General features: G+C 69.2%; 18 protein-coding genes and 1 riboswitch. Of the genes, 7 read left to right on the top strand and 11 right to left on the bottom strand.

The genetic code is table 11. The features are described from left to right. Positions 1 to 34: 34 nt before the first annotated feature. Entirely contained in the window at positions 35 to 2161 is a 2127-nt protein-coding gene (locus CP958_RS23715; RefSeq protein ID WP_242443116.1) for a xanthine dehydrogenase family protein molybdopterin-binding subunit, read from the bottom strand. A gap of 32 nt (positions 2162 to 2193) precedes the next feature. Further along, positions 2194 to 2658, bottom strand: coding sequence for a (2Fe-2S)-binding protein (locus CP958_RS23710; protein WP_096704639.1), 465 nt, complete (start codon positions 2656 to 2658; stop codon positions 2194 to 2196). A 137-nt stretch (positions 2659 to 2795) separates the two neighbouring features. Between CP958_RS23710 and CP958_RS23705 the strand changes: the two genes are divergently transcribed. After that, positions 2796 to 3479, top strand: coding sequence for a lipid-binding SYLF domain-containing protein (locus tag CP958_RS23705; RefSeq protein ID WP_096704638.1), 684 nt, complete (start codon positions 2796 to 2798; stop codon positions 3477 to 3479). Here the strand turns inward: CP958_RS23705 and CP958_RS23700 are convergent, their stop codons facing one another. The 3 genes from CP958_RS23700 to CP958_RS23690 form a co-directional block, all read right to left on the bottom strand. Beyond that, positions 3480 to 3839, bottom strand: coding sequence for a hypothetical protein (locus CP958_RS23700; RefSeq protein ID WP_096704637.1), 360 nt, complete (start codon positions 3837 to 3839; stop codon positions 3480 to 3482). Between the two features lie 75 nt (positions 3840 to 3914). After that, complete coding sequence (locus CP958_RS23695; protein ID WP_096704636.1) at positions 3915 to 5543, bottom strand: stimulus-sensing domain-containing protein; 1629 nt, start codon at positions 5541 to 5543, stop codon at positions 3915 to 3917. Between the two features lie 9 nt (positions 5544 to 5552). Next, positions 5553 to 6251: a response regulator transcription factor gene (locus CP958_RS23690; RefSeq protein WP_096704635.1), complete on the bottom strand. Its 699-nt coding sequence runs from the start codon at positions 6249 to 6251 to the stop codon at positions 5553 to 5555. Between the two features lie 88 nt (positions 6252 to 6339). Next, positions 6340 to 6566: riboswitch (cobalamin riboswitch) on the top strand. Positions 6567 to 6655: 89 nt separating this feature from the next. On the opposite strand from CP958_RS23690, the gene CP958_RS23685 reads away from it, so the two are divergent. The 5 genes from CP958_RS23685 to CP958_RS23665 are packed head-to-tail and all read left to right on the top strand — an operon-like array spanning position 6656 to position 9562. Continuing rightward, on the top strand, positions 6656 to 7306 hold the full coding sequence (locus CP958_RS23685; protein ID WP_096705027.1) for an energy-coupling factor ABC transporter permease: 651 nt from the start codon (positions 6656 to 6658) through the stop codon (positions 7304 to 7306). Further along, positions 7303 to 7575: an energy-coupling factor ABC transporter substrate-binding protein gene (locus tag CP958_RS23680; protein WP_096704634.1), complete on the top strand. Its 273-nt coding sequence runs from the start codon at positions 7303 to 7305 to the stop codon at positions 7573 to 7575. The genes CP958_RS23685 and CP958_RS23680 overlap by 4 nt, the downstream gene beginning before the upstream one ends. Next, entirely contained in the window at positions 7572 to 8306 is a 735-nt protein-coding gene (gene cbiQ / locus CP958_RS23675) for a cobalt ECF transporter T component CbiQ (RefSeq protein ID WP_096704633.1), read from the top strand. Before CP958_RS23680 ends, cbiQ begins: the two co-directional genes overlap by 4 nt. Continuing rightward, complete coding sequence (locus CP958_RS23670; protein WP_096704632.1) at positions 8303 to 9097, top strand: ATP-binding cassette domain-containing protein; 795 nt, start codon at positions 8303 to 8305, stop codon at positions 9095 to 9097. Before cbiQ ends, CP958_RS23670 begins: the two co-directional genes overlap by 4 nt. Before the next feature lie 27 nt (positions 9098 to 9124). Then, a complete protein-coding gene (locus tag CP958_RS23665; protein ID WP_242443114.1) occupies positions 9125 to 9562 on the top strand; it encodes a rhodanese-like domain-containing protein in 438 nt (145 codons plus the stop codon). 234 nt (positions 9563 to 9796) lie between these two features. Here CP958_RS23665 and CP958_RS23660 read toward each other — a convergent pair whose 3' ends face one another. The 4 genes from CP958_RS23660 to CP958_RS23645 all read right to left on the bottom strand — a co-directional run bounded on the left by CP958_RS23660 (position 9797) and on the right by CP958_RS23645 (position 13818). Further along, positions 9797 to 11836: a bifunctional aldolase/short-chain dehydrogenase gene (locus CP958_RS23660; RefSeq protein ID WP_096704631.1), complete on the bottom strand. Its 2040-nt coding sequence runs from the start codon at positions 11834 to 11836 to the stop codon at positions 9797 to 9799. 94 nt (positions 11837 to 11930) lie between these two features. Beyond that, complete coding sequence (locus CP958_RS23655) at positions 11931 to 12131, bottom strand: hypothetical protein (RefSeq protein ID WP_096704630.1); 201 nt, start codon at positions 12129 to 12131, stop codon at positions 11931 to 11933. 75 nt (positions 12132 to 12206) lie between these two features. Further along, entirely contained in the window at positions 12207 to 13058 is an 852-nt protein-coding gene (locus CP958_RS23650) for a M23 family metallopeptidase (protein WP_096705025.1), read from the bottom strand. Further along, a complete protein-coding gene (locus CP958_RS23645) occupies positions 13030 to 13818 on the bottom strand; it encodes a hypothetical protein (protein WP_096704629.1) in 789 nt (262 codons plus the stop codon). Before CP958_RS23645 ends, CP958_RS23650 begins: the two co-directional genes overlap by 29 nt. 178 nt (positions 13819 to 13996) lie before the next feature. Between CP958_RS23645 and CP958_RS23640 the strand changes: the two genes are divergently transcribed. Then, a complete protein-coding gene (locus CP958_RS23640) occupies positions 13997 to 17455 on the top strand; it encodes an FAD-dependent oxidoreductase (protein WP_170959091.1) in 3459 nt (1152 codons plus the stop codon). Here CP958_RS23640 and CP958_RS23635 read toward each other — a convergent pair. Beyond that, a complete protein-coding gene (locus tag CP958_RS23635) occupies positions 17452 to 18390 on the bottom strand; it encodes a nucleoside recognition domain-containing protein (protein ID WP_096704627.1) in 939 nt (312 codons plus the stop codon). The two genes, CP958_RS23640 and CP958_RS23635, sit on opposite strands and share 4 nt — an antisense overlap. Next, a complete protein-coding gene (mutS, locus tag CP958_RS23630; protein WP_096705024.1) occupies positions 18387 to 20996 on the bottom strand; it encodes a DNA mismatch repair protein MutS in 2610 nt (869 codons plus the stop codon). Before mutS ends, CP958_RS23635 begins: the two co-directional genes overlap by 4 nt. Between the last annotated feature and the right edge of the window lie 16 nt (positions 20997 to 21012).

Here is a 21012-nt window from a genome sequence, read left to right as displayed (position 1 = left end):
AGTCGAACGGGCGCACGGTGAACAAAAGTTCATGTCACACCGTTACCCGATCCCCGATGGGCAGCTTGCGGATGCGCTTTCCCGTGGCGGCGAAGATGGCGTTGGCCAGGGCCGGGGCCAGGGGCGGCACGCCGGGCTCGCCCACGCCGGTGGGGGCGGCGGCCGAGGGCACGATATGGACCTCGACCACCGGCATCTCGTCGATCCTCAGGCAGCGGTAGTCGTGGAAGTTGGATTGCTCGGCGCGGCCGTCCTTCAGGGTGATCTCACCGAACAGGGCGGCGGACAGTGCGAAGGCGATGCCGCCCTCCATCTGCGCCCTGACCACGTCGGGGGTGACGGCCATGCCGCAATCCACGGCGCAGACCACGCGATCGACCTTGATCTCGCCCTTGGGGCCGACGGTCACCTCGACCACCTGGGCGACGAAGGAGTGGAAGGATTCATGCACGGCCAGCCCGCGTCCCCTGCCGGGCGGCAGCGGATTGCCCCAGCCCCCCTTGGCGGCGGCCAGTTCGAGCACGCCCAGGTGGCGGGGCCGGTCGGCCAGCAGGGCGCGGCGCAGCTCCAGCGGGTCCTGGCTTCCCGCCTGGGCCAGCTCGTCCAGGAAGCATTCGGTGGCGAAGGCGGTGTGGCTGGAGCCCACCGAGCGCCACCACAGCACCGGCACCGGCACCTTGGGCGAATGCAGGTCCACCGCCAGATGGGGAATGGCGTAGGGCAGGTTGGCGGCACCCTCCACCGAGACCGGATCGACGCCATTCCTGACCATGGCGGCGAAGGGGCCGCCGGCCAGGATGGACTGGCAGACGATGCGGTGGCGCCAGGCCAGCGGCAGGCCACGTTCGTCCAGGGACGCCTCGAAACCGTGCAGCGCCATGGGACGGTAATAGCCGCCGGTGATGTCGTCCTCGCGCGTCCACATCAGCCGGACGGGGGCATTCACCGCCTTGGCCACCTCGACGCCCTCGACGATGTAATCCGAGGTGGGATTGGCGCGCCGGCCGAAACTGCCGCCGGCCAGCATTGTGTGAATCTCCACCTGAGCGGGCTTGAGACCGGCGGCCTTGGCGGCCAGGGCCTGATCGTGGGTCTGGAACTGACAGCCGGCCCAGATCTCGCACTTGCCGGGCGAAAGACGCACCATGCAGTTGAGCGGCTCCATGGGGGCATGGGCGAGGTAGGGAAGCTCGTAGGTGGCGGCCAGGCGCTGGGTTCCCTGGCCCAGGGCGAGGTCGGCGTCGCCACGGGCGGCGGCGGTGCTGCCCGGCTTGTCCAGCAGGGCGGTCCAGGCGGCGCGCAGGGCTTCGGTGGAGACGCGCTCCGCCGGTTCGGTCCAGCGGGCCTTGAGAGCCTCCCGCCCCTGGCTCGCCGCCCAGAACGTGTTGGCCGCCACGGCGATGCCCGACGAGACGGGGATAACCGCGACCACGCCAGGGACCGCCAGGGCGGCCTTGCGGTCATGGGACTCGATGCGGGCGCCCCAGACCGGCGGGCGGGCCACCAGGGCGGTGACCATGCCGGGCAGGCGGACATCGCCGCCGAACTGGGCGGTGCCGTCGCTTTTCACCCGTGAATCGGTGCGCTTGACCCCATTCCTGCCGATCAGGCGGAACTCGGCCGGCGATTTCAGCTTCGGCGCGGCGGGCGGGGTCAGCTTGGCGGCGGCCGCCACCAGATCGCCATAGGCCAGGCGGCGGCCGCTGGGCTGGTGGATGACCCCGCCGTTGATGGCGGTCAGGCTGCCGACATCGGCTTGCAGGATGCGCGCCGCCGCAGCCACCAGCATCTCGCGGGCCGCCGCGCCGGCCAGGCGCAACTGCTCCCAGGAATTGGCGGTGGCGGTGGAGCCGCCGGTACCCTGGCTGGGGCCCCAGAACAGGTTATTGTAGCGCCCGGCGTCGGCGGGGGCGAATTCCACCGCCACCTGGGCGGGGTCCACTTCCAGTTCCTCGGCCACCAGTACCGGCAGGCCGGTGGCGACGCCCTGGCCCATCTCCAGATGCTTGACCGTCACCGTCACCCGGCCGTCGGGGCCGATGGCGACGAAGGCGTTGGCCTGCCATGCCGCCGCTTCGCCCTCGGCTTCGGCATGGGCGTCGCCCACCGCCAGGACCAGCCCGGTTCCGGCGGTGGCGATCAGGAAGGTGCGGCGGTTCATGCCGTCCATCCCGGAGGGAGACGCATGGCGCTTCATGATCCCCCCCGCAGCCGCCGGGCGGCGAGATGGATGGCGGCGCGGATGCGCTGATAGGTGCCGCAGCGGCACAGGTTGCCGCTCATGGCGGTGTCGATGTCGCCGTCGCTGGGCTTGGGATTGCGGCGCAGCAGGGCGTTGGCGCTGACCAACTGTCCCGACTGGCAATAGCCGCATTGGGGCACGTCCAACTCGATCCAGGCGGCGCGCAATTGGGCGGAGACGCTGTCGTTGAGGCCGGAGAGCGTCACGATGCGCCGGCCGTTGATCTCGGAGACCGGCATCTGGCAGGCCCTGGCCGGCTCGCCGTCCACCAGGACGGAGCAGGCGCCGCACAGGCCCTGGCCGCAGCCATAACGCACCGCGTTCATGCCCAACTGATCGCGCAGCACCCACAACAGCGGGGTGTCGGGCGGGGCGTCCACCTTGTGGCGCTCGCCGTTGACGATGAGTGAGAACATCCGTCTATCGCCCTTTCTTCCGCGTTTGGAAGGCTTCCAGGCTTACCCCCATTGGGGCGGGTGGGCAAGGGTTAACACAATCCTAACCACGGCCGTGGTTGGAGTGGGGACGGGGACGATTGTTGAGGGAGTCCGCTATGCAAAGACTGATCGCCCTGGCCCTTGTGGCGCTTCTCGTGGTGGCCGGAGGGTTCGGCAAGGAAGCCGGCGCCCAGCAGGTCACCGACCAGACCATGATGGTGGGCAAGGCCGTCTCCGTGGTCGAGCGCCTGCGCGGCGACCCCAATTTCAGTTCGCAGATGGGCAACCTGCTCGGCCGGGCGCGGGCCGTGCTGGTGGTTCCCGATCTGGTCAAGGGCGGCTTCATCCTGGGTGCCCAGTACGGCACCGGCGTATTGCTGGCCCGCGACGGGTCGGGGCGCTGGAGCGGTCCGGCCTTCTACTCCATCGCGGCGGGCAGCGTCGGGCTGCAGATCGGCCTGCAGGACGCCGAGGCGGTCTACATCATCATGAACGAGGGCGGCCTCAAGGCGGTGGTGGAGAACCAGTTCAAGGCCGGCGCCGAGGCCGGCGTGGCGGTGGTGGTGGTGGGCGCGGGCGCCTCGGCCAATACCACCACCAACGTGGGCGCCGATATCTATGCCTTCTCGCGCGCCGTCGGCCTTTATGGCGGCGCCACCCTGGACGGGGCAGGCATCCTGCCCCGCCATTCGTGGAATTCCGCCTATTACGGCGGCAATCCGACGCCGGAGGATATTCTGTTCAGCCGAACGGTGGATTCCCGGCAGGCGGACCGGTTGAGGGACATCCTGTCGCGCTGATCAGCGCTCCTGGCGTTCGCGACGATCCTCGCGGCGGTCGCGGCGGTCGTCCTTGAGATCCTTGCGGTCCTCGCGGCGCTCGCGCTTGTCCTCATGCATTTCCTTGCGGTCCTTGCGCAGTTCGGCGCGGTCCTTGGCGACGGCGTCCTTGTCGCCGTCCTTCCTGTCCTTGCGCAGTTCGTTGCGATCGTGGACCGCTTCCTTGCGGTCCTGGCCGATCTCGCGGTTGTCGCGGCGCATCTCGCGGTGATCCTGCCGCATTTCCCGATTGTCCCTGGGCATATCGCCTTGCTGGGCGGCGGCGGGCAGGGCGGACAGCAGGGGCAGGGCGGCAAGGACGGCGATCAGAGTCTTGTTCATGAGCGTGTGCTCCCCAAAAACGTGATGACGTATCAGGCCACCGGAATGCGGCGGAATAAAGGTGGTGCGCTCGCTTCAGTCCGACGCGGGCAGGCTCACCTCGAATCGGGCTCCGCCCCCCGTCGGGCCGTCGGCCTCGCGGTTCTCGGCGCGGATGGTGCCGCCATGGGCCTCGACGATCTGGCGCGAGATGGACAGGCCCAGGCCGGAATGGGTGCCGAACTTCTCGCCCTCGGGCCGCTCCGAGTAGAAACGCTCGAAGATGGCGTCCAGTTTGTTGGGCGGTATGCCCGGCCCCTGATCCTCGACGGTCAGCACGATGCGTCCGCCGTCCCGCCGGGCGGCAAGACGGATCAGGCCGCCCTCCGGGCTGAACGACACGGCGTTGGCGATCAGGTTGCGCAGTACCTGGACCAGACGCGATTCGATGCCTTGGACCGCCAGGGCGTCGCCCCCGGGCCGCTCCACCTCGAAGCGCAGGCCCCGGTCCTCGCAGGTGCCGCGATAGATCTCGGCCATGGTGTCGAGCATGGCGTCCAGGGTCACCGGCCCGGTCTCGGCCCGGCTCATCTCGGCGTCGATGCGCGACGCGTCCGAGATGTCGCTGATCAGCCGGTCCAGGCGCCCGACGTCGTCCAGCACGATGGCCATCAGGCGGGCGCGTTTTTCCGGGTCCTCGATGCGCGCCGCCGTCTCGACGGCCGAGCGGAGCGAGGTCAGCGGGTTCTTGATCTCGTGGGCCACGTCGGCGGCGAAGGCCTCGATGGCGTCCATGCGCCGCCACAGGGCCTCGGTCATCTCCTTCAGGGCCACGGACAGCTCGCCGATCTCGTCCTTGCGCCGCGACAGGTCGGGAATGGCGTGGACGCGGCCCTGACCGTGGCGGACCCGCTCGGCGGCCAGGGCCAGCCGGCGGATGGGCCGGGCGATGGTGCCGGCCATGTAGAGCGACACGCCGATGGTCAGCGCCAGCGACACGGCGAAGGCCTGCAGGATGGCGATGCGCACCTGGAACAGCGAGCGGGCGATGTTGGTGCCGTCGGCGGTGATCAAGAGGGCGCCCACCACCTGCTTGTAGCGCTGGACCGGCACCGCCACCGACAGCATCAGGGCGCCGCTCTTGCGCGACCGCACCGCCCAGGCGGGCCGTCCGGCCATGGCGCTCATCACCTCCTCGAAATCGTCGGCCCGCGCGTTGGGATGCTCGCGGTAGAGCGGCAGGGTCTCGTCCCTGGGCATCCATCGCGCCCAGCGGTCCCACTGCCGCGCCAGCCGGTCGGCCCAGTGGGGCGGGGTGGGCGGCGGCAGTTCCTCGATGTAGATGGAGCCCTTGGCGCCGCCTACCACGCGGGAATCGGCGGCCAGTTCGCCCACCGCCCCGAACAGCCGGGCGCGGAACTTGGCCGGCTCGGACAGGCGGCGCACCATCTGCTGCGCCATGTCGGGATTGATCTCGAAGAAGCCCATCTCTTCCTCGAACACCGCGCCCTCGCCGATGGCGCCGGCCACCATCTCGGCCTGGGTGCCCAGCCCGTCCAGTTCGGCGCGGATCAGCCCCTGCTTGTAGCGGTCGAGATACATGACGCCCGCCACCAGCACGATGGGCGCCAGCAGGTTGACCGCCAGGATGCGCCGGGTGAGCGGCGAGGCGAGCAGCCGCCAGCGGGGCAGGCGCCGCCGGGAAGGCCCAGGCTCACTCGTCATGACAGCGACTCACTCGTCACGATAACGATAGCCGACGCCGTACAGGGTCTCGATCTGGGCGAACTCGTCGTCCACCTCGCGGAACTTCTTGCGCAGCCGTTTGATGTGGCTGTCGATGGTGCGGTCGTCCACGTAGATGGACTCGCCATAGGCGGCATCGATCAACTGGTCGCGGTTCTTGACGTGGCCGGGGCGCATGGCCAGGGATTTCAGCAGCAGGAACTCGGTGACGGTGAGGTCGACCGCCTTTCCCTTCCAGGTGCAGATGTGCCGGCCGGGGTCGAGCACCAGCAGCCCGCGCACCAGGGTCTCGCCGCCCCCCTCGTCCGGTCCGGCGGCGTTGGCCTCCAGCCGGCGGATCAGGGTGCGGATACGCTCGATCAGCAGCTTCTGCGAAAAGGGCTTCTTGATGTAGTCGTCGGCGCCCATGCGCAGGCCGAGCAACTCGTCGATCTCGTCATCCTTGGAGGTGAGGAAGATCACCGGGATGGCCGATTGCTTGCGCAGGCGCTGCAGCAGCTCCATGCCGTCCATGCGCGGCATCTTGATGTCGAGCACGGCCAGGTCGGCCGGCTGGCTGGTCAGGCCGCGTAGCGCCTCGGCGCCGTCGGTATAGGTGCGCACCTTGAAGCCCTCGGCCTCCAGCGCCATCGAGACCGAGGTCAGGATGTTACGGTCGTCGTCGACCAGGGCGATGGTATGGGACACGGGAAACCTCCTCAAACAGGCCAGGGCCATAATCTAGCAGGCCCAAATCCACCAGTCCCGGAATGGTTTGCATCCCGATCATGGCGAAATTATAGTGCCCGGCGATGGTTCCCCGTGGCCGGCGACGGCACGGGGTGAAAATGGGAACGCGGTGCGCCCCTCGAAAAGAGGGTCAAATCCGTGACTGCCCCCGCAACTGTAGGCGGAGAGGTTCCGGCCGTTAGAGACGCCACTGGCCCGAAAATGGGCTGGGAAGGCTATGCCGGACCCAACGACCCGCGAGTCAGGAGACCTGCCATCATCGAGAGTCGCTTGCGAGCCCGTTCGGCCGGGGTGTGCCGTCGGGTCAGTTTTCCGTTTCGCGGCGACGAGTGAAGTCTCTCGACGAACGGAGTCTGTTCATCATGCATATCATGGAAGGTTTTCTTCCCGCCGGGCACGCATTGGCCTGGACCTGCGTTTCCACCCCCTTCGTGGTGCTGGGTGCGCGCTCGCTGAAGCGCATCGTGGCCGAACGGCCCGAGGCGCGGCTCGACATCGCGGCGTCGGCCGGTTTCACCTTCGTGCTGTCGGCGCTCAAGCTGCCCAGCGTCACCGGCTCGTGCTCGCACCCCACCGGCACGGCGCTGGGCGCCATGCAGTTCGGTCCCGGCATCATGGCGGTGATCGGCGCCATCGTGCTGCTGTTCCAGGCCTTGCTGCTCGCCCATGGCGGGCTGTCGACCATGGGGGCCAACGTCTTCTCCATGGCCATCGCCGGGCCGTGGGTGGCCTATGGCGTCTGGCGCCTCGCCGGGCGGCTCGGCGTTCCGGTCGCGGTGGCGGTGTTCCTCTCGGCGTTTCTGGGCGATCTCGCCACCTATGTGGTCACCTCGTTCCAACTGGCCCTGGCCTTTCCCGATGCCGAGACCGGCTTTGCCGGCGCCTTCGCCAAGTTCGGCGGCATCTTCGCCATCACGCAAGCGCCCCTGGCGGTGGCCGAGGGACTGGTCACCGTGGTGGTGATGAACGCCCTCGCCGGCCGCCGCATGCGGATCGAAGGAGCCAAGGCATGAGCGCGCGCACCAATTCCCTGCTGCTGGGCACCGCCCTGCTGATCGTCGCCGCTCCGCTGATCCTCAACCCGGCCGGCCAGTTCGGCGGCACCGACGACGCGGCCAGCGAGGTGGTGACCTCGTCCCATCCCGCCTACGAGAAGTGGACCGGGCCGTTCTGGCAGCCTTCCAAGGAGATCGAGGGGCTGCTGTTCGCGGTCCAGGCCGCCTTCGGAGCCGGTCTGCTGGGCTACGTCATCGGACGGCGGCACGGTCGTTCCAGCAAATGAGTCTCGCCATTGACCGCCTGTCCCAGGCGGGGCCGTGGCGAAAGCGGGCGCCGTCGGAAAAGGCGGCGCTCGCCCTCGGCCTGCTGGTCCTGGCCCTGATCCTGCCGCCCTGGCCGGGCGGGGCGCTGGTGCTGGGCGCCGTCTGGGGCCTGGCCCTGGGCGGGGCGCGGCTGCCCGCCGGCGACTGGCTGCGTCTCAACGCCCTGCCGCTGGGCTTCGTGCTGACCGGTGCCGCCACCTTGGCCGTGGAGGTGGATTCACACGGCCTGCATCTGGCCGCCGACCAGGGCCGCCGCGCCGCCCTGGTGGTACTGCGCGCCGCTTCCGCCGCCTCGGCCCTGCTGCTGCTGGCCGCCACCACCCCGGCTCCCGATCTGGTGCGCGGCCTGCGCCGTATCGGCCTGCCGGCCGAGATCGCCGAGATCATGCTGCTCACCTGGCATTTCCTGTTCCTGCTGCTGGACCAGGCGACGGCCATCCGCACCGCCCAGGAGGCGCGTCTCGGCTGGTTCGGGCCGCGGCGGCAGGTGCGCTCCCTCGGCCTGCTGATCGCCCAGTTGCTGCCGCGCGCCATGGAACGGGCAAGGCGTCTGGAGACGGGACTGGCGGCACGGGGCTTCGACGGCTCGCTGCCCATGATTTCCACCGCGCGCCCGGCCTCGGGACCGGCCCTGGCGCTGATTCTGGGCGGTCACGCCCTGCTGGCGGGGGTGAGCCTGTGGCTGGGATGATTCTCGAGGCCAGGGGCCTCTGCTATGCCTATCCCGGCGGCGTCGCCGCCCTGGCCGGTCTCGATCTCGCGGTGGAGCGGGGGCGGCGGCTGGCGGTGCTGGGACCCAACGGGGCGGGCAAGACCACCTTGCTGCTCCACCTGAACGGCACGCTGAAGCCGGCCGCCGGCACCGTGCTGCTGGGAGGCGAGGCCATAGGGTATTCGCGGGCGGCGCTGACCGGCTGGCGCCGCCGGGTCGGGCTGGTGCTGCAGGAGCCCGACGACCAGTTGTTCGCCGCCACGGTGGCCGAGGACGTGTCGTTCGGGCCGCTCAATCTCGGCCTGTCCGAGGCGGAGGCCCGCCGGCGGGTGAACGCGGCGCTGGAGGCCCTGGGCATCGCCGAACTGGCCGGGCGCGCCACTCATATGCTGTCCTTCGGCCAGAAGAAGCGGGTGGCCATCGCCGGGGCCCTGGCCATGGAACCGGAGGTGCTGCTGCTGGACGAACCCCTGGCCGGTCTCGACCACCAGGGGGGCAAACGCCTGCTGGCGGCGCTCGATCGTCTCGCCCAGGCGGGGGCCACCCTGGTGTTCACCACCCACGAGGTCGATCTGGCCTATGGCTTCGCCGACCGGGTGGCGCTGTTCCAGGGGGGGCGGGTGATCGCCCAGGGTGAGGCCGCCCAGGTGCTGGCCGACCGCGACTCGCTGGCCGCCTGCGGATTGGAGCCGCCGCTGCTGCTGGAACTGGGGGTGCGGACCCGCCAGGAGGCGCTGGCCTTGATGGCGGCCCGGCAGAGGGTGTATTAGAAATGCCTCAATAAGCAAAAGGCGGATATGATGCGTTCCCTGATGATGGCGATGGCGGCTTGGCTGGTGATGGCGGGGACCGCCCTGGCGGCGGAGATCAAGACCATTTCGGCTCCCGACGCGCTGCAGGCGGTGAAGAAGGGTGACGTGGTCCTGGTCGACATCCGCCAGCCCGAGGAATGGAAGCAGACCGGGGTGCCCGAGGGCGCCAGGCTGATTCCCATGCGCCATCCCGACGGCGGCGCCGGTTTCATCCGCGACCTGCTGGCCACCACCAACGGCGACCGCAATGCCCCCATCGCCCTGATCTGCCGCACCGGAAACCGCTCGGGGGCCACCGCCAAAGCGCTGTCCGAGGCCGGCTTCACCCGCATCCTCGACGTCTCCGAGGGCATGGGCGGTTCGGGCGCCGGGCCGGGCTGGATCAAGCGCGACCTGCCCGTGGTGCGTTGTCCGACGTGCTGAGACCTCCCGGCTTTCCTGCCATCCCGAGCGGTTGTTGATGGGGATCTCTTCAGTATCCCAACGGCCAAATTCACCACGAAGGCACCGAGGCATGAAGGAGCACGAAGAAAAGAGAAGAAAAATTTATTTTCTTCTCTTTTCTTCGTGCCTCTGCGCCTTCGTGGTTCGGCGGCCCAAGCCGTTTCCCTCAAAGACCGGGTGGTCGGCTACACAGGAGGATGACAAGGTCACCGACTACCGCAGCGACGCCTCGATGTTGCCGCCGTCCACGGTGAGGGTGCAGGCGGTGACCTTGGAGGCCTTGGCCAGCCACAGGAAGGCGTCGGCCACGTCCTCGGCGGTGACCTCGCGGCCCAGCAGGTTGCCGCCCATGTAATCCTGTTCGGTCAGGCCGCGCGCCGACGAACGGCTCTTGATCATCTCGTCGGTGAGCAGGCCCGAGCGGATGCGGTCGGCGTTGACCGCATTGGAGCGGATGCCGTCCTTGCCGTGGTCCAGCGCGTACTGCTTCATCAGGAACATGGTGGCGGCCTTGGGCAAGCCATAAGGGCCGAAATTCTTGCCCGGATTGACCGCCTGCTTGGAGGCGTTGAACAGCAGGGCGCCGCCGGTGCCCTGGGCCTTGAAGATGCGCACGGCGTTCTGGGCGACGCTCTGGTGGCCGAAGAAATTCAGTTCGAACGAGGTCCTGAGAGTGGCGTCGTCCACCTCGCCCACCGCGCCCTGCCAGGCGGCGCCGGCATTGCTGACCACCACGTCCAGCCCACCGAAACGCTCGGCCACCTTGTCGAAGGCGGCGCGGACCGAGGCCGCGTCGGTGACGTCGCAGGCCAGGCCGATGGCCTTGCCGCCGCACGCCTTGGCGGCCTTGGCGGCGGCTTCCGGGTCGCGGTCGAGCACCGCCACCTCGGCGCCGTCGCGCGCGAAGGCCTTGGCGGTGGCGGCGCCGATGCCCGATCCGCCGCCGGTGACCACCACCACCTGACGGGCCAGGGGCTTCTCGGCGGCCTTGCCCAGCTTGGCCTGTTCCAGCGACCAGTATTCCAGGTCGAACAGATCGGCCTCGCCCACCGGCTCGAAGCGGCCGATGGCCTCGGCGTCGGTGATGCTCTCCACCGTGTTGACGGCGATGTCGGCGGCGATGCCGGCATCCTTGGCCGAGGCGCCGACGCCGAACAGGCCGAGGCCCGGTACCAGGGCGACGCAGGGCTTGGGGTCGAGCTCGGTCTTGATGCCGCCCAGGCGCTGGTTGTTGCGGCTGAAATAGGCGTGGTACTTGGCCTCGAAGGCGTCGATGGCCGCCTTGGCGCCCTCGGCCCACTCCGCCAGTTTGCCGGCCTGCGGCGCGGGCAGCACCACCGGCCAGTTCTTGGTGCGGATGGTGTGGTCGGGGGTGACCACGCCCTGCTGGGAGTAGCGGCCGACCTCGGCGCCGTCCACATAGGCGCGGATGGCGGACGAGGTGCGGAAATCCAGCACCCGGCGCCGGGAGCCATTGGCCAGCAGGCCGCGCAGGATGGGCGCCACCTCGGCCAGGAGGGCGGGGTCCTTGGGCAGGTCCTTGGCGGCGGCCAGGGGCTTGCGGCCCTTCTCCAGCCGTTGCTCGGCCAGGGTCACCATCTCGATCATCCGCTCGTAGGCGGTCCGGGCGTCGTCTCCGAAGGTGAAGATGCCGTGCTTGACCAGGATCAGGCCTTCCACCGATGGGTCCTGCTCGTAGATTTCGGCCGCCTTCCTGGCCAGGGCGAAGCCCGGCATGATGTAGGGCACGTAGCCCATGCGCCTGCCATAGACCTCACGCGCCAGGGCCTCGCCGTCGGGCTGGTCCACCAGGGACAGCACGGCGGTGGAATGGGTGTGGTCGATGAACTTGTGGGGCAGGAAGCCGTGCAGCAGCGTCTCCACCGACGGGTTGGGCGACGACGAGTTCATCAGGTTGCCGCGCTGGTAATCCACCATGTCCTCGTCGGACAGGCGTTCCAGCTTGCGCAGCTTCAGAAGGGGAGCGAGGCGTACGGCGGGCAGGCCGGCCGGCTCGATGTCGCCCATGTCCCAGCCCGAGCCCTTGACGCACAGCACCTCGACCGCCTCGCCCAGCAGGTCGGTGACCGTGGTCTTGCAACTGGTGTTGCCGCCGCCGTGCAGTACCAGCCGGGGGTCGCCGCCCAGCAGACGGGTGGTGTAGACCCTCAGGGCCAGGTCGCGGTTGACGCCCTCGGACGCATAGCGCGCGACGAAGGACTCGGCATCGGTATCGGACCACAGGGATTTCATGGCGACCTCGGAACGGCGCGAGAGCGGGAGGCGGGATTATTACGCCATGTTCCGGGGGCAGGGAAGGGGAAGGCTGGGAAAGAAGGGGGGAGACCTAGGCGACCCGGGCGGCCGGGATGGAGTTCCGGCGGCGCAGGCGCTGGATCAACTCCAGCGACGAGCGCGCCATGGCGACGGTGACGGCCATGTAGAGATCGGGATGCTCCAGAATCACCAGAGCCTCGCCTTCCAACTGATCCAGAATGTCGTCGCCAAGGGTGTCGTTTTCACCGATGGCGGCCAAGCGCGCATGCATGGCGCCCCCACAGATCCTATCCATAAGGAGCATCTATCATACGAAGGAGTAAGAAATCTACCTCCTAGTTGCATCTCATATACTGACGTATATGTTGTGGAGAGTGTTTTCCACCGCCTCGGGGTCGAGGCGCACTTCCAGCCAGGACATGCCCCAATGCAGATGGGGGCCGGTCGCCAGACCGGTGGCGCCGACGGCGCCGATCCGCTCGCCCTTGCGCACCACGGTTCCGGCGGCCACGTCGAGGCGCGACAGATGGCCGTAGCTGGAGATCAGGCCCAGCCCGTGATCGATCATCACGGTGCGCCCGGTCAGGAACAGGTCGGGGGCCGCCAGCACCACCGTGCCGTCGGCGGCGGCAAAGACCGGGGCGCCGGCCGGCGCCGCGATATCCAGGCCGGAATGAGGCGCGCCGCCGATGCCGTTATAGACCCGCTGGCTGCCGAACACGCCCGAGACCGTTCCTTCGGCGGGGCGAACAAGCCCGTCGCCGCCGAGGATTCGGCAGTCCAGGGTGACGTGGTCGCGGATGGCGCGGACCATGGCGGTCTCGGCCTTCAGCCGGGCCAGCGAGGCAGCGTCGGGCTCGGTCTTCTCGCGCGGCAGGCCCTCGATGCGCTGGACCGGCCAATCATGGCGCGACACCGCCAGGGCGCGGTTTTCCTCGCTTCCGTCGGGCAGGGTGATCCGCAATTCGGCGGTACGGGCGGCATCGCGTCCGAAGCCCAGCAGGAAGCGCCCCTGCGCGTCCACCGGCACGGCACGGCCGTCCAGGCTGATCCGGGCGCCGGGCTCGGTGCCGCCGACCATCAATCCGCCCTGCTCGGCGTGGCCGGACAGGCTGGTCCCCGCCGTGGCGGCGCCGATCCATGACAGGGATGCCAGCAGGACCAGGGCCTTACTTAGGCGCCCACATGAGCGTGGCATCGCTGCTCCCGTCCTTGTTGCACAATTCGGTGATGATGGCCGACGATACCCGGGAAGGGGTGATGCCGTTGACGCTGAGCAGACCCTTCTTGACCAGCTTCATGCCCGAGGCCGAGCAGATGCGGGTCGGGACGCGCTCGGCGATCACCACCGGCACGCCGTTCATGGAGGTGACCCGGATGGCGCCGCCGAAGATATGGGACGGCGGGGCGTTGCCCTGGCTGGATTCGATCATCTGGGCGACGAAGCGGTCGGTTTCGCTGCCGGTATTCTCGGCCGGGGCCTGCGACCGGCTCCACAGGATGTAGCCGCCCACCGTGAGGATCAGGGCGACCAGCGCCGCGCCGGCGATCAGCAGGCCGCGTCCTTCCGCCTTTTCCTCCTCCTCGTCGCGATGGTGGTGGGGGTGGAACTTGCCGTCCTTGGACTGGGCCCAATTGTCGGTGGCCGAGCGCGGCAGGCGCTGCTCCTTGGCGGCGCGCAGCACCTCGACGCAGCCGCGCGCCGCGAAACGCATTTCGTTGCGATGGACTTCGGCGTTGTGTCCGGGCTTGACCTCGGCGATGACCTCGCGGACCCGGTGCCGCAATGCCTCGCGCAGGTCCCTGTCATAGGGACGGCGCAGCATCAGATCCAGGGCGAGAATGGTCAACTGTTCCAGCTTGGCCGGATCGGCCACGCCGGGCATCTTCAGGATAATGGCCTGGAATAAGGCCTCCTGCTCCTCGGTGGTCGCCGGCTTGTCCACGGGATGATCCATCCTGTCCGTCCTGCAACCCGTTCCCCCATCCCATGGTAGTCTTCATGGCGTTAATGAGGCGTTACCCCAATTCACCACAAAAATTTTGTCGTTGTGAATAATTCTACACAATGCCATATGAGGTTGACGAGTGGGGGTATCCGCTGATCTCGAGGCTTTTCAAACGATGAGTGTGGACATGACGCATCCGGCCCTTGGGCATGGCCTTTCCTTCAACGATCTGTATGAACGCTCCGGCCTGGAGCGGGTGGATCGGGCTTTCCTCGCCGCCTTGGCCGCCGCCGATGGCGCCCTGGCCGCCCGCCTCGCGGCCGCCCGCGCCGAGCCCGCCACCCTGTTGCCCAAGGACGAGGCGGCGCTGCTGGTCGAGCTGGCCCCCCATCTGGACGACTTCCTGGCCGAACTGTTCGCCATCCGCGCCGCCTTGGGCGAGCTGAAGGCCCGTCAGGACGCCCTGGCGCCGCTCTACCAGGCCAAGCGCCTGTTCGTGCAGCGCCGGGCCTTGAAGGAGATCAAGCCCGACGAGGCCGCCACCCTGGACGCCCACGCGCTGGAGATGGAATACACGCTGAAGGTGGGCGAGCCGTTCTCGGAAGCCGGCTTCGCCCGGCGCGTCCTGGCCTGGATGGATGACGAGGCCGCCCATGCCGACGACCTGACGCTGGCCGTCCGTCTGGCCGCCGCCAAGGTGGCCGCCAACGAGAGCGCCTACCACCCCGCCGGTATTCTCTTCAAGGTGCCGGCCAAGCACGATCCCCTGCATCAGGTGCCGGTGGTGCGGGGCGAGCTGTGCGGCGTTCCCGCCCTGGAATTCGAGGCCGGGCGCCTGCGCCGCCGCGAGGGCTTCAACCTCACCGATGCCGGCGCCGATCTGGCCGGGGCGCTGGACGAGATCAATTACTGCATCCTCTGCCACCATCAGGGCCGCGATTCCTGCTCCAAGGGCATGAAGGACAGGAAGACCGGCGAGACCCAGAAGAACCCCCTGGGCGTCGCCATGGAGGGCTGTCCGCTCGAGGAGAAGATCTCCGAGATGCACGAGGCCAAGGCCGCCGGCCACGCCCTGGCGGCGCTGGCCATCATCGCCGTGGACAATCCCATGGCGGCCGGCACCGGTCACCGCATCTGCAACGACTGCATGACCGCCTGCGTCTACCAGAACCAGAACCGCGACCCGGTCAACGTGCCCGAGGCCGAGACCCGGACGCTGAAGGACGTGCTGGAACTGCCCTGGGGCTTCGAGATCTATTCCCTGCTGACCCGCTGGAACCCGGTCAACATCCGCCGCCCGCTGCCTAAGCCCGATTCGGGCCGCAAGGTGCTGGTGGTGGGCATGGGGCCGGCCGGCTACACGCTCTCCCATCACCTGATGCAGGACGGCCACGCCGTGGTGGCGGTGGACGGCCTGAAGATCGAGCCGCTGGCCGCCGACCTGTCGGGCGTCGACCCCCATGGCAAGCGGGTGCCGTTCCGCCCCATCCGCGACATCCGCACCCTGTGGCAGCCCCTGGCCGAGCGCGTCATGGGCGGCTTCGGCGGCGTCGCCGAGTACGGCATCACGGTGCGCTGGGACAAGAACTACCTCGACGTCATCCGTCTGCTGCTGGAGCGTCGCGCCGAATTCGCCCTGTTCGGGGGCGTGCGCTTCGGCGGCAACCTGACTCTGGACGAGGCGTTCGAGCTGGGCTTCGACCATGTGGCCCTGGCCACCGGCGCCGGCAAGCCCACCATCCTCGACATGCCGGGCGGTCTGGCGCGCGGCGTGCGTCAGGCCTCGGACTTCCTGATGGCCTTGCAGCTGACCGGCGCGGCCCGACCCGGCACCCTGGCCAGCCTGCAGCTCCGCCTGCCGGTGGTGGTGATCGGCGGCGGGCTGACCGCCATCGACACCTGCACCGAGGCGCTGGCCTATTACCCCGTCCAGGTGGAGAAGTTCCTGTCCCGCCACGAGCAACTGGTGGCCGAGCGGGGCGAGCACGCGGTGCGCGCCCACTGGTCGGAAGAGGATCACGAGATCGCCGACGAGTTCATCACCCATGCCGAGGCCATCCGCGCCGAGCGCCGCGCCGCCGGCGCCGAAGGCCGGGCGCCGCGTATCCTCGAGCTGCTGCAGTCCTGGGGCGGCGCCACCGTGGCCTACCGCCGCGGCCTGACCGACAGCCCGGCCTATCGCAACCACGAGGAAATCGCCAAGGCCATGGAGGAGGGCATCCGCTTCCTCGAAGGCATGACCCCGGTGGCGGTGGAGACCGACGATTTCGGCTCGGCCAACGGCATCCAGCTCAAGGACCGCGACGGCCAACCCCACCGCCTGCCGGCCCGCGCCGTGCTGGTGGCGGCGGGCACCGTGCCCAACACCACTCCGGCCCGCGAGGCCAAGGGCATCCACCTGGACGGCAAGTACTTCCAGGCGGTGGACGAGGAGGGGCGGCTCGTCACTCCCGACCGCCGCACCAAACCGGGCGACGTCCACGTCCTGATGCATATCGACGGCCACGACCGCACGGTCAGCTTCTTCGGCGACCTGCACCCCTCCTATGCCGGCAACGTGGTCTCGGCCATGGCCTCGGCCAAGCAGGGCCATCCGGTGGTGACCCGGACCATGGAGCGGCGCCCGGCCAATCCGGTGCCGGCCGCCCGGCTGTTCGAGACCCTCAACGACCGCCTGCGCGCCCGCATCCATGCGGTCAACCGCCTGACGCCGACCATCATCGAGGTGGTGGTCAAGGCTCCGGCGGCGGCGCAGGCTTTCCGTCCCGGCCAGTTCTTCCGCCTGCAGAACTTCGAGATGCTGGCCCGCAAGGTGGGCAACACCTCGCTGGCCATGGAAGGTCTGGCGCTGACCGGCGCCTGGGTCGATACCCAACAGGGTCTGGTCGGTCTGATCGTCCTCGAGATGGGTGGATCGAGCGATCTGTGCGCCCATCTCACCCCCGGCGAACCGGTGGTCCTCATGGGGCCGACCGGCGCCCCCACCCATGTGTGCGGCTCGGAAACCGTGCTGCTGGCCGGCGGGGGCCTGGGCAACGCCGTGCTGTTCTCCATCGGCGCCGCCTTCCGAAGCGCCGGGTCCAAGGTGCTGTATTTCGCCGGCTACAAGAACCCCCATGACCGCTTCAAGGTGGCCGATATCGAGGCCGCCGCCGACGTGGTGATATGGTGCGTGGACGGCGGCGAGTCCTTCACCCCCGACCGGCCCCAGGACCGCGCCTTCGTCGGCAATATCGTCGAGGCCATGGTGGCTTATGGCGAGGGCCGCCTGGGCGAGCAGACCATTCCCATCACCGACGTGGACCGCATCATCGCCATCGGCTCGGACCGCATGATGGCGGCGGTGGCCAAGGCACGGCACGACCGCCTCGCCCCCTTCCTCAAGCGCGAGCATCAGGGCATCGGCTCCATCAACTCGCCCATGCAATGCATGCTGAAGGAGGTCTGCGCCCAGTGCCTGCAAAAGCACAAGGACCCGGTCACCGGCGAGGAAAAGGTGGTGTTCACCTGCTTCGACCAGGACCAGCCCCTGGACAAGGTGGACTTCACCAGCCTGGCCGAACGCCTGGGCCAGAACTCGGTCTGGGAGAAGCTCAGCAAGGCCTGGATCGACCGCTCGCTGCGGCAGGCGGGCCTGCGGAGCTAGCTTAAGGCCAGATGCAGCGCGCTTCTGAGCGCGATGCCGGCGAGAGAACCCAGAACGGCGGGCTTCCACACTGAAGCGACCCGGCGGCCCGCCGCCATCAGCACCGCCACCCCCGGCAGGTCCAGGGGATGGATCAGCACCCCCGCCCAGGCATTGAGCTGGGCGGGGGGCAGTTGCCCGGTGCGCACCTGCTCGTCGATGATGCCCAGCATGGCGGTGCCCCCCGCCAGATACTTGGTGAGGATGGGCAGGATCAGGGCGGGGGCGATGCCCAGGCGGTCGAGCGCCGGCAACAGCGCCGTGGTCAGGGCGTCGATGGCGCCGCCCTGGCGCAGGGCGGTGACCACGGTCAGCGACAGCACCAGCATGGGAATGGCGCCGATGGCGATCTTGAAGGCCTCGGCCCCGGCCCGGTTGATGACGTCCAGCACGCCCTTGGCGTTCTCGGCCACCGGATGGCGCAGCGTCTCGTCCATGACGTGCTCGTCGGCCGAGAGGGTGCGGCCCGACAGGTAATGGGCGGCGGCGGCGGCCACCAGTCCGCCCAGCAGCGAGATGCCCAGCACCGGCGCCACGTCGAGGCCCAGCGCTCCCATGGGGAACATGGCGTTGGCCTGGGCCATGGCCAGCACCATGGCGAAGGCGGCGGCCAGATGGCGGTCCGAGGTGCCCCGCTGTTCCATCATGGCCAGCGTCGCCACCGGCGCGGCGAAGCTGACGAAGCTCACCTGCAGGGCGGCGAACACCCCCAGCCCGGTCAGGCCGAACGGGCGCAGCACCGGGGCGAGCTTCGCCACCAGCCAGTCCAGGGCGCCCCAGGCCTCGGCCAGACGCATGATGGACAGCATCACCACCATGACCGGCAGCAGCACGAACAGCGACAGCTCGATGGCCGAACGCCCGGCCGGCAGGATGATGGTGATCAGGCTGTTCACAGCAGCCGCTTCAGCTCATAGACCAGATCGAGGGCCTGGCGTGCCGTCAGGTCGTCGGGATTGACCGCCTTCAAGGCCTCTTCCAAGGGCGAGACCTGCGGCACGGCGGCGGCGGGGGCCTGCTTGGGCCGGGCCAGCGCCGCGAACAGCGGCAGATCGTCGGCCAGACGCGCCATGCCCGACGCCTGATCCGACTTCTCCAGGATGCCCAGCACCTCCTCGGCGCGGGTCAGCACGGCGCCCGGCAGGCCGGCGAGACGCGCCACGTGGATGCCGTAGGAGCGGTCGGCGGCTCCGGCGCCCACTTCGTGCAGGAACACCACGTCGCCCTGCCACTCCTTCACCCGCATCATGTGGCAGGACAGCGCCGCCAGCCGCGAGGTGAGCCGCGTCAGTTCGTGGTAGTGGGTGGCGAACAGGGCGCGGCAGCGGTTGACCTCGTGCAGGTGCTCGACCACCGCCCAGGCGATGGACAGGCCGTCGAAGGTGGCGGTGCCGCGCCCGATCTCGTCCAGGATCACCAAAGCGCGCGGTCCCGCCTGATTGAGGATGGCGGCGGTCTCCACCATCTCGACCATGAAGGTGGAGCGGCCCCGCGCCAGATCGTCGGCGGCGCCGACGCGGGAGAACAGGCGGTCGACCACGCCCATATGCGCCGCTTCGGCCGGTACGAAGGACCCCATCTGGGCCAGGATGGCGATCACCGCGTTCTGGCGCAGGAAGGTGCTCTTACCCGCCATGTTGGGGCCGGTGACCAGCCACAGGCGCTGGGTGTCGGCCAGATCGCAGTCGTTGGCGACGAAGGGACCCGATTGGCTGGCTTCCAGCGCGGCTTCCACCACCGGGTGGCGGGCACCCCTGATGTCGAAGGCGGTGCTGTCGTCGACCCTGGGGCGCGACCAGCGCCCGGCCGACGCCATCTCGCCCAGGGCGGCGGCGCAGTCGAGACCCGCCAGGGCCGAAGCGGCCAGGGCGATCCCGGCGGCGCGGCCCGTCACCTCGCCGATCAGATCGGCCAGCAATTCCATCTCCAGCGCCAGGGCGCGGTCGGCGGCGCCGGTGATCTTGCCGGCCAGCTCGATCAGCTCGGTGGTGGTGTAGCGCGCCGCGTTGGCCATGGTCTGGCGGTGGATATAGCCCTCGCCCAGCCGGTCGGCCTGCTTGGCCGGTACCTCGATGTGGTGGCCGATGATGTTGTTGTGGCGAATCTTGAGCGAGGCGACGCCGGTTTCGTCCTGATAGCGCTTTTCCAGGCGCATCAGCAGGCCGTGGCTTTCGGTGCGCAGGCTCTTCAACTCGTCCAGGCCGTCGTGGTAGCCGGCGGCGATGAAACCGCCGTCCCGCGCGTTGAGCGGCAGGTCGGGGGCGAGTGCGCGGGCCAGGCGGTCCACCAGGGTCGAATGCTCGCCCAGCTCGCGGGCGCATTGGGCGATGCCGGGCGGAGTATCCAGATGGGACTGGGTGACCAGGATGCGCAGGTTGGGCACCTCGGCCAGGGCGTCCCTGACATTGGCGAGGTCGCGGGGGCCGCCGCGCCCCAGGGAGAGGCGCGACAGGGCGCGCTCCACGTCGGGGCAGCGGCGCAGGGTCTCGCGCAAGGACGCCCGCACGCCCTCGTGCTCGACGAAGAACCCCACCATGTCGAGGCGCCATTCGATGGCGTGGGGATCGGTCAGCGGCGCCGCCAGATGGGCGGCCAGCAGCCGCGCCCCCGCCCCGGTCACCGTGCGGTCGATGGTGGCGAGCAGCGAGCCCCGGCGCTCGCCCGACAGGGTCTCGGCCAGTTCCAGGTTGCGCCGGGTGGCCGCGTCGATCTCCATCACCGCGCCCTCGGCAAGGCGCCTGGGGGGTGACAGGCGGGGCAGCTTGCCCTTCTGGGTCAGCTCGACGTAATCTACCAGGGCGCCGCCCGCCGCCAGCTCGGGCCGGGTGAAGGCGCCGAAGCCGTCCAGGGCGCCGACGCCGTAAAGGGCCTCGAGGCGCCGCCTCGAATTCTCGGAATCGAAGCGGGCGGTGGGCAGGGGCGACAGCACGTTCTTCCATTCGCCCCACACGTCGTGGAATTCGGCATTGCCCAACAGGCGGTCGGAAACCAGCAACTCGCCGGGCGACAGGCGGGCCAGGGCGGCCGACAGGGTCTTGGGGTGAATGGCCTGCATGGCGAAATCGCCGGTGGAGACATCGACCCAGGCCAGGCCCAGCGACCCCTGCGCCTCGGCCACCGCCGCCAGGTAATTGTGCGACCGCGCATCCAGCAGGGTGTCCTCGGTCAGCGTGCCCGCCGTGATGACGCGTACCACGTCCCGGGCCACCACCGATTTGGAACCGCGCTTCTTGGCCTCGGCCGGGTCTTCCATCTGCTCGCCGATGGCCACCTTGAAGCCGGAGCGCACCAGCTTGGCGAGATAGGCCTCGTAGGCGCGGACCGGCACGCCGCACATGGCGATGTCCTCGCCGGCGTGCTTGCCCCGCTTGGTCAGCGCGATGTCGAGCGCCGCCGACGCCTTGACCGCGTCGTCGAAGAACAGCTCGTAGAAATCGCCCATGCGGTAGAACAGCAGGCAATCGGGATGAGCCCGCTTGATGGTCAGGTACTGGGCCATCATGGGGGTGGCGTCACCC

The sequence above is a fragment of the Magnetospirillum sp. 15-1 genome (assembly GCF_900184795.1).
Classification (GTDB): domain Bacteria; phylum Pseudomonadota; class Alphaproteobacteria; order Rhodospirillales; family Magnetospirillaceae; genus Phaeospirillum.
This window is presented reverse-complemented; position numbering and strand designations above follow the sequence as displayed.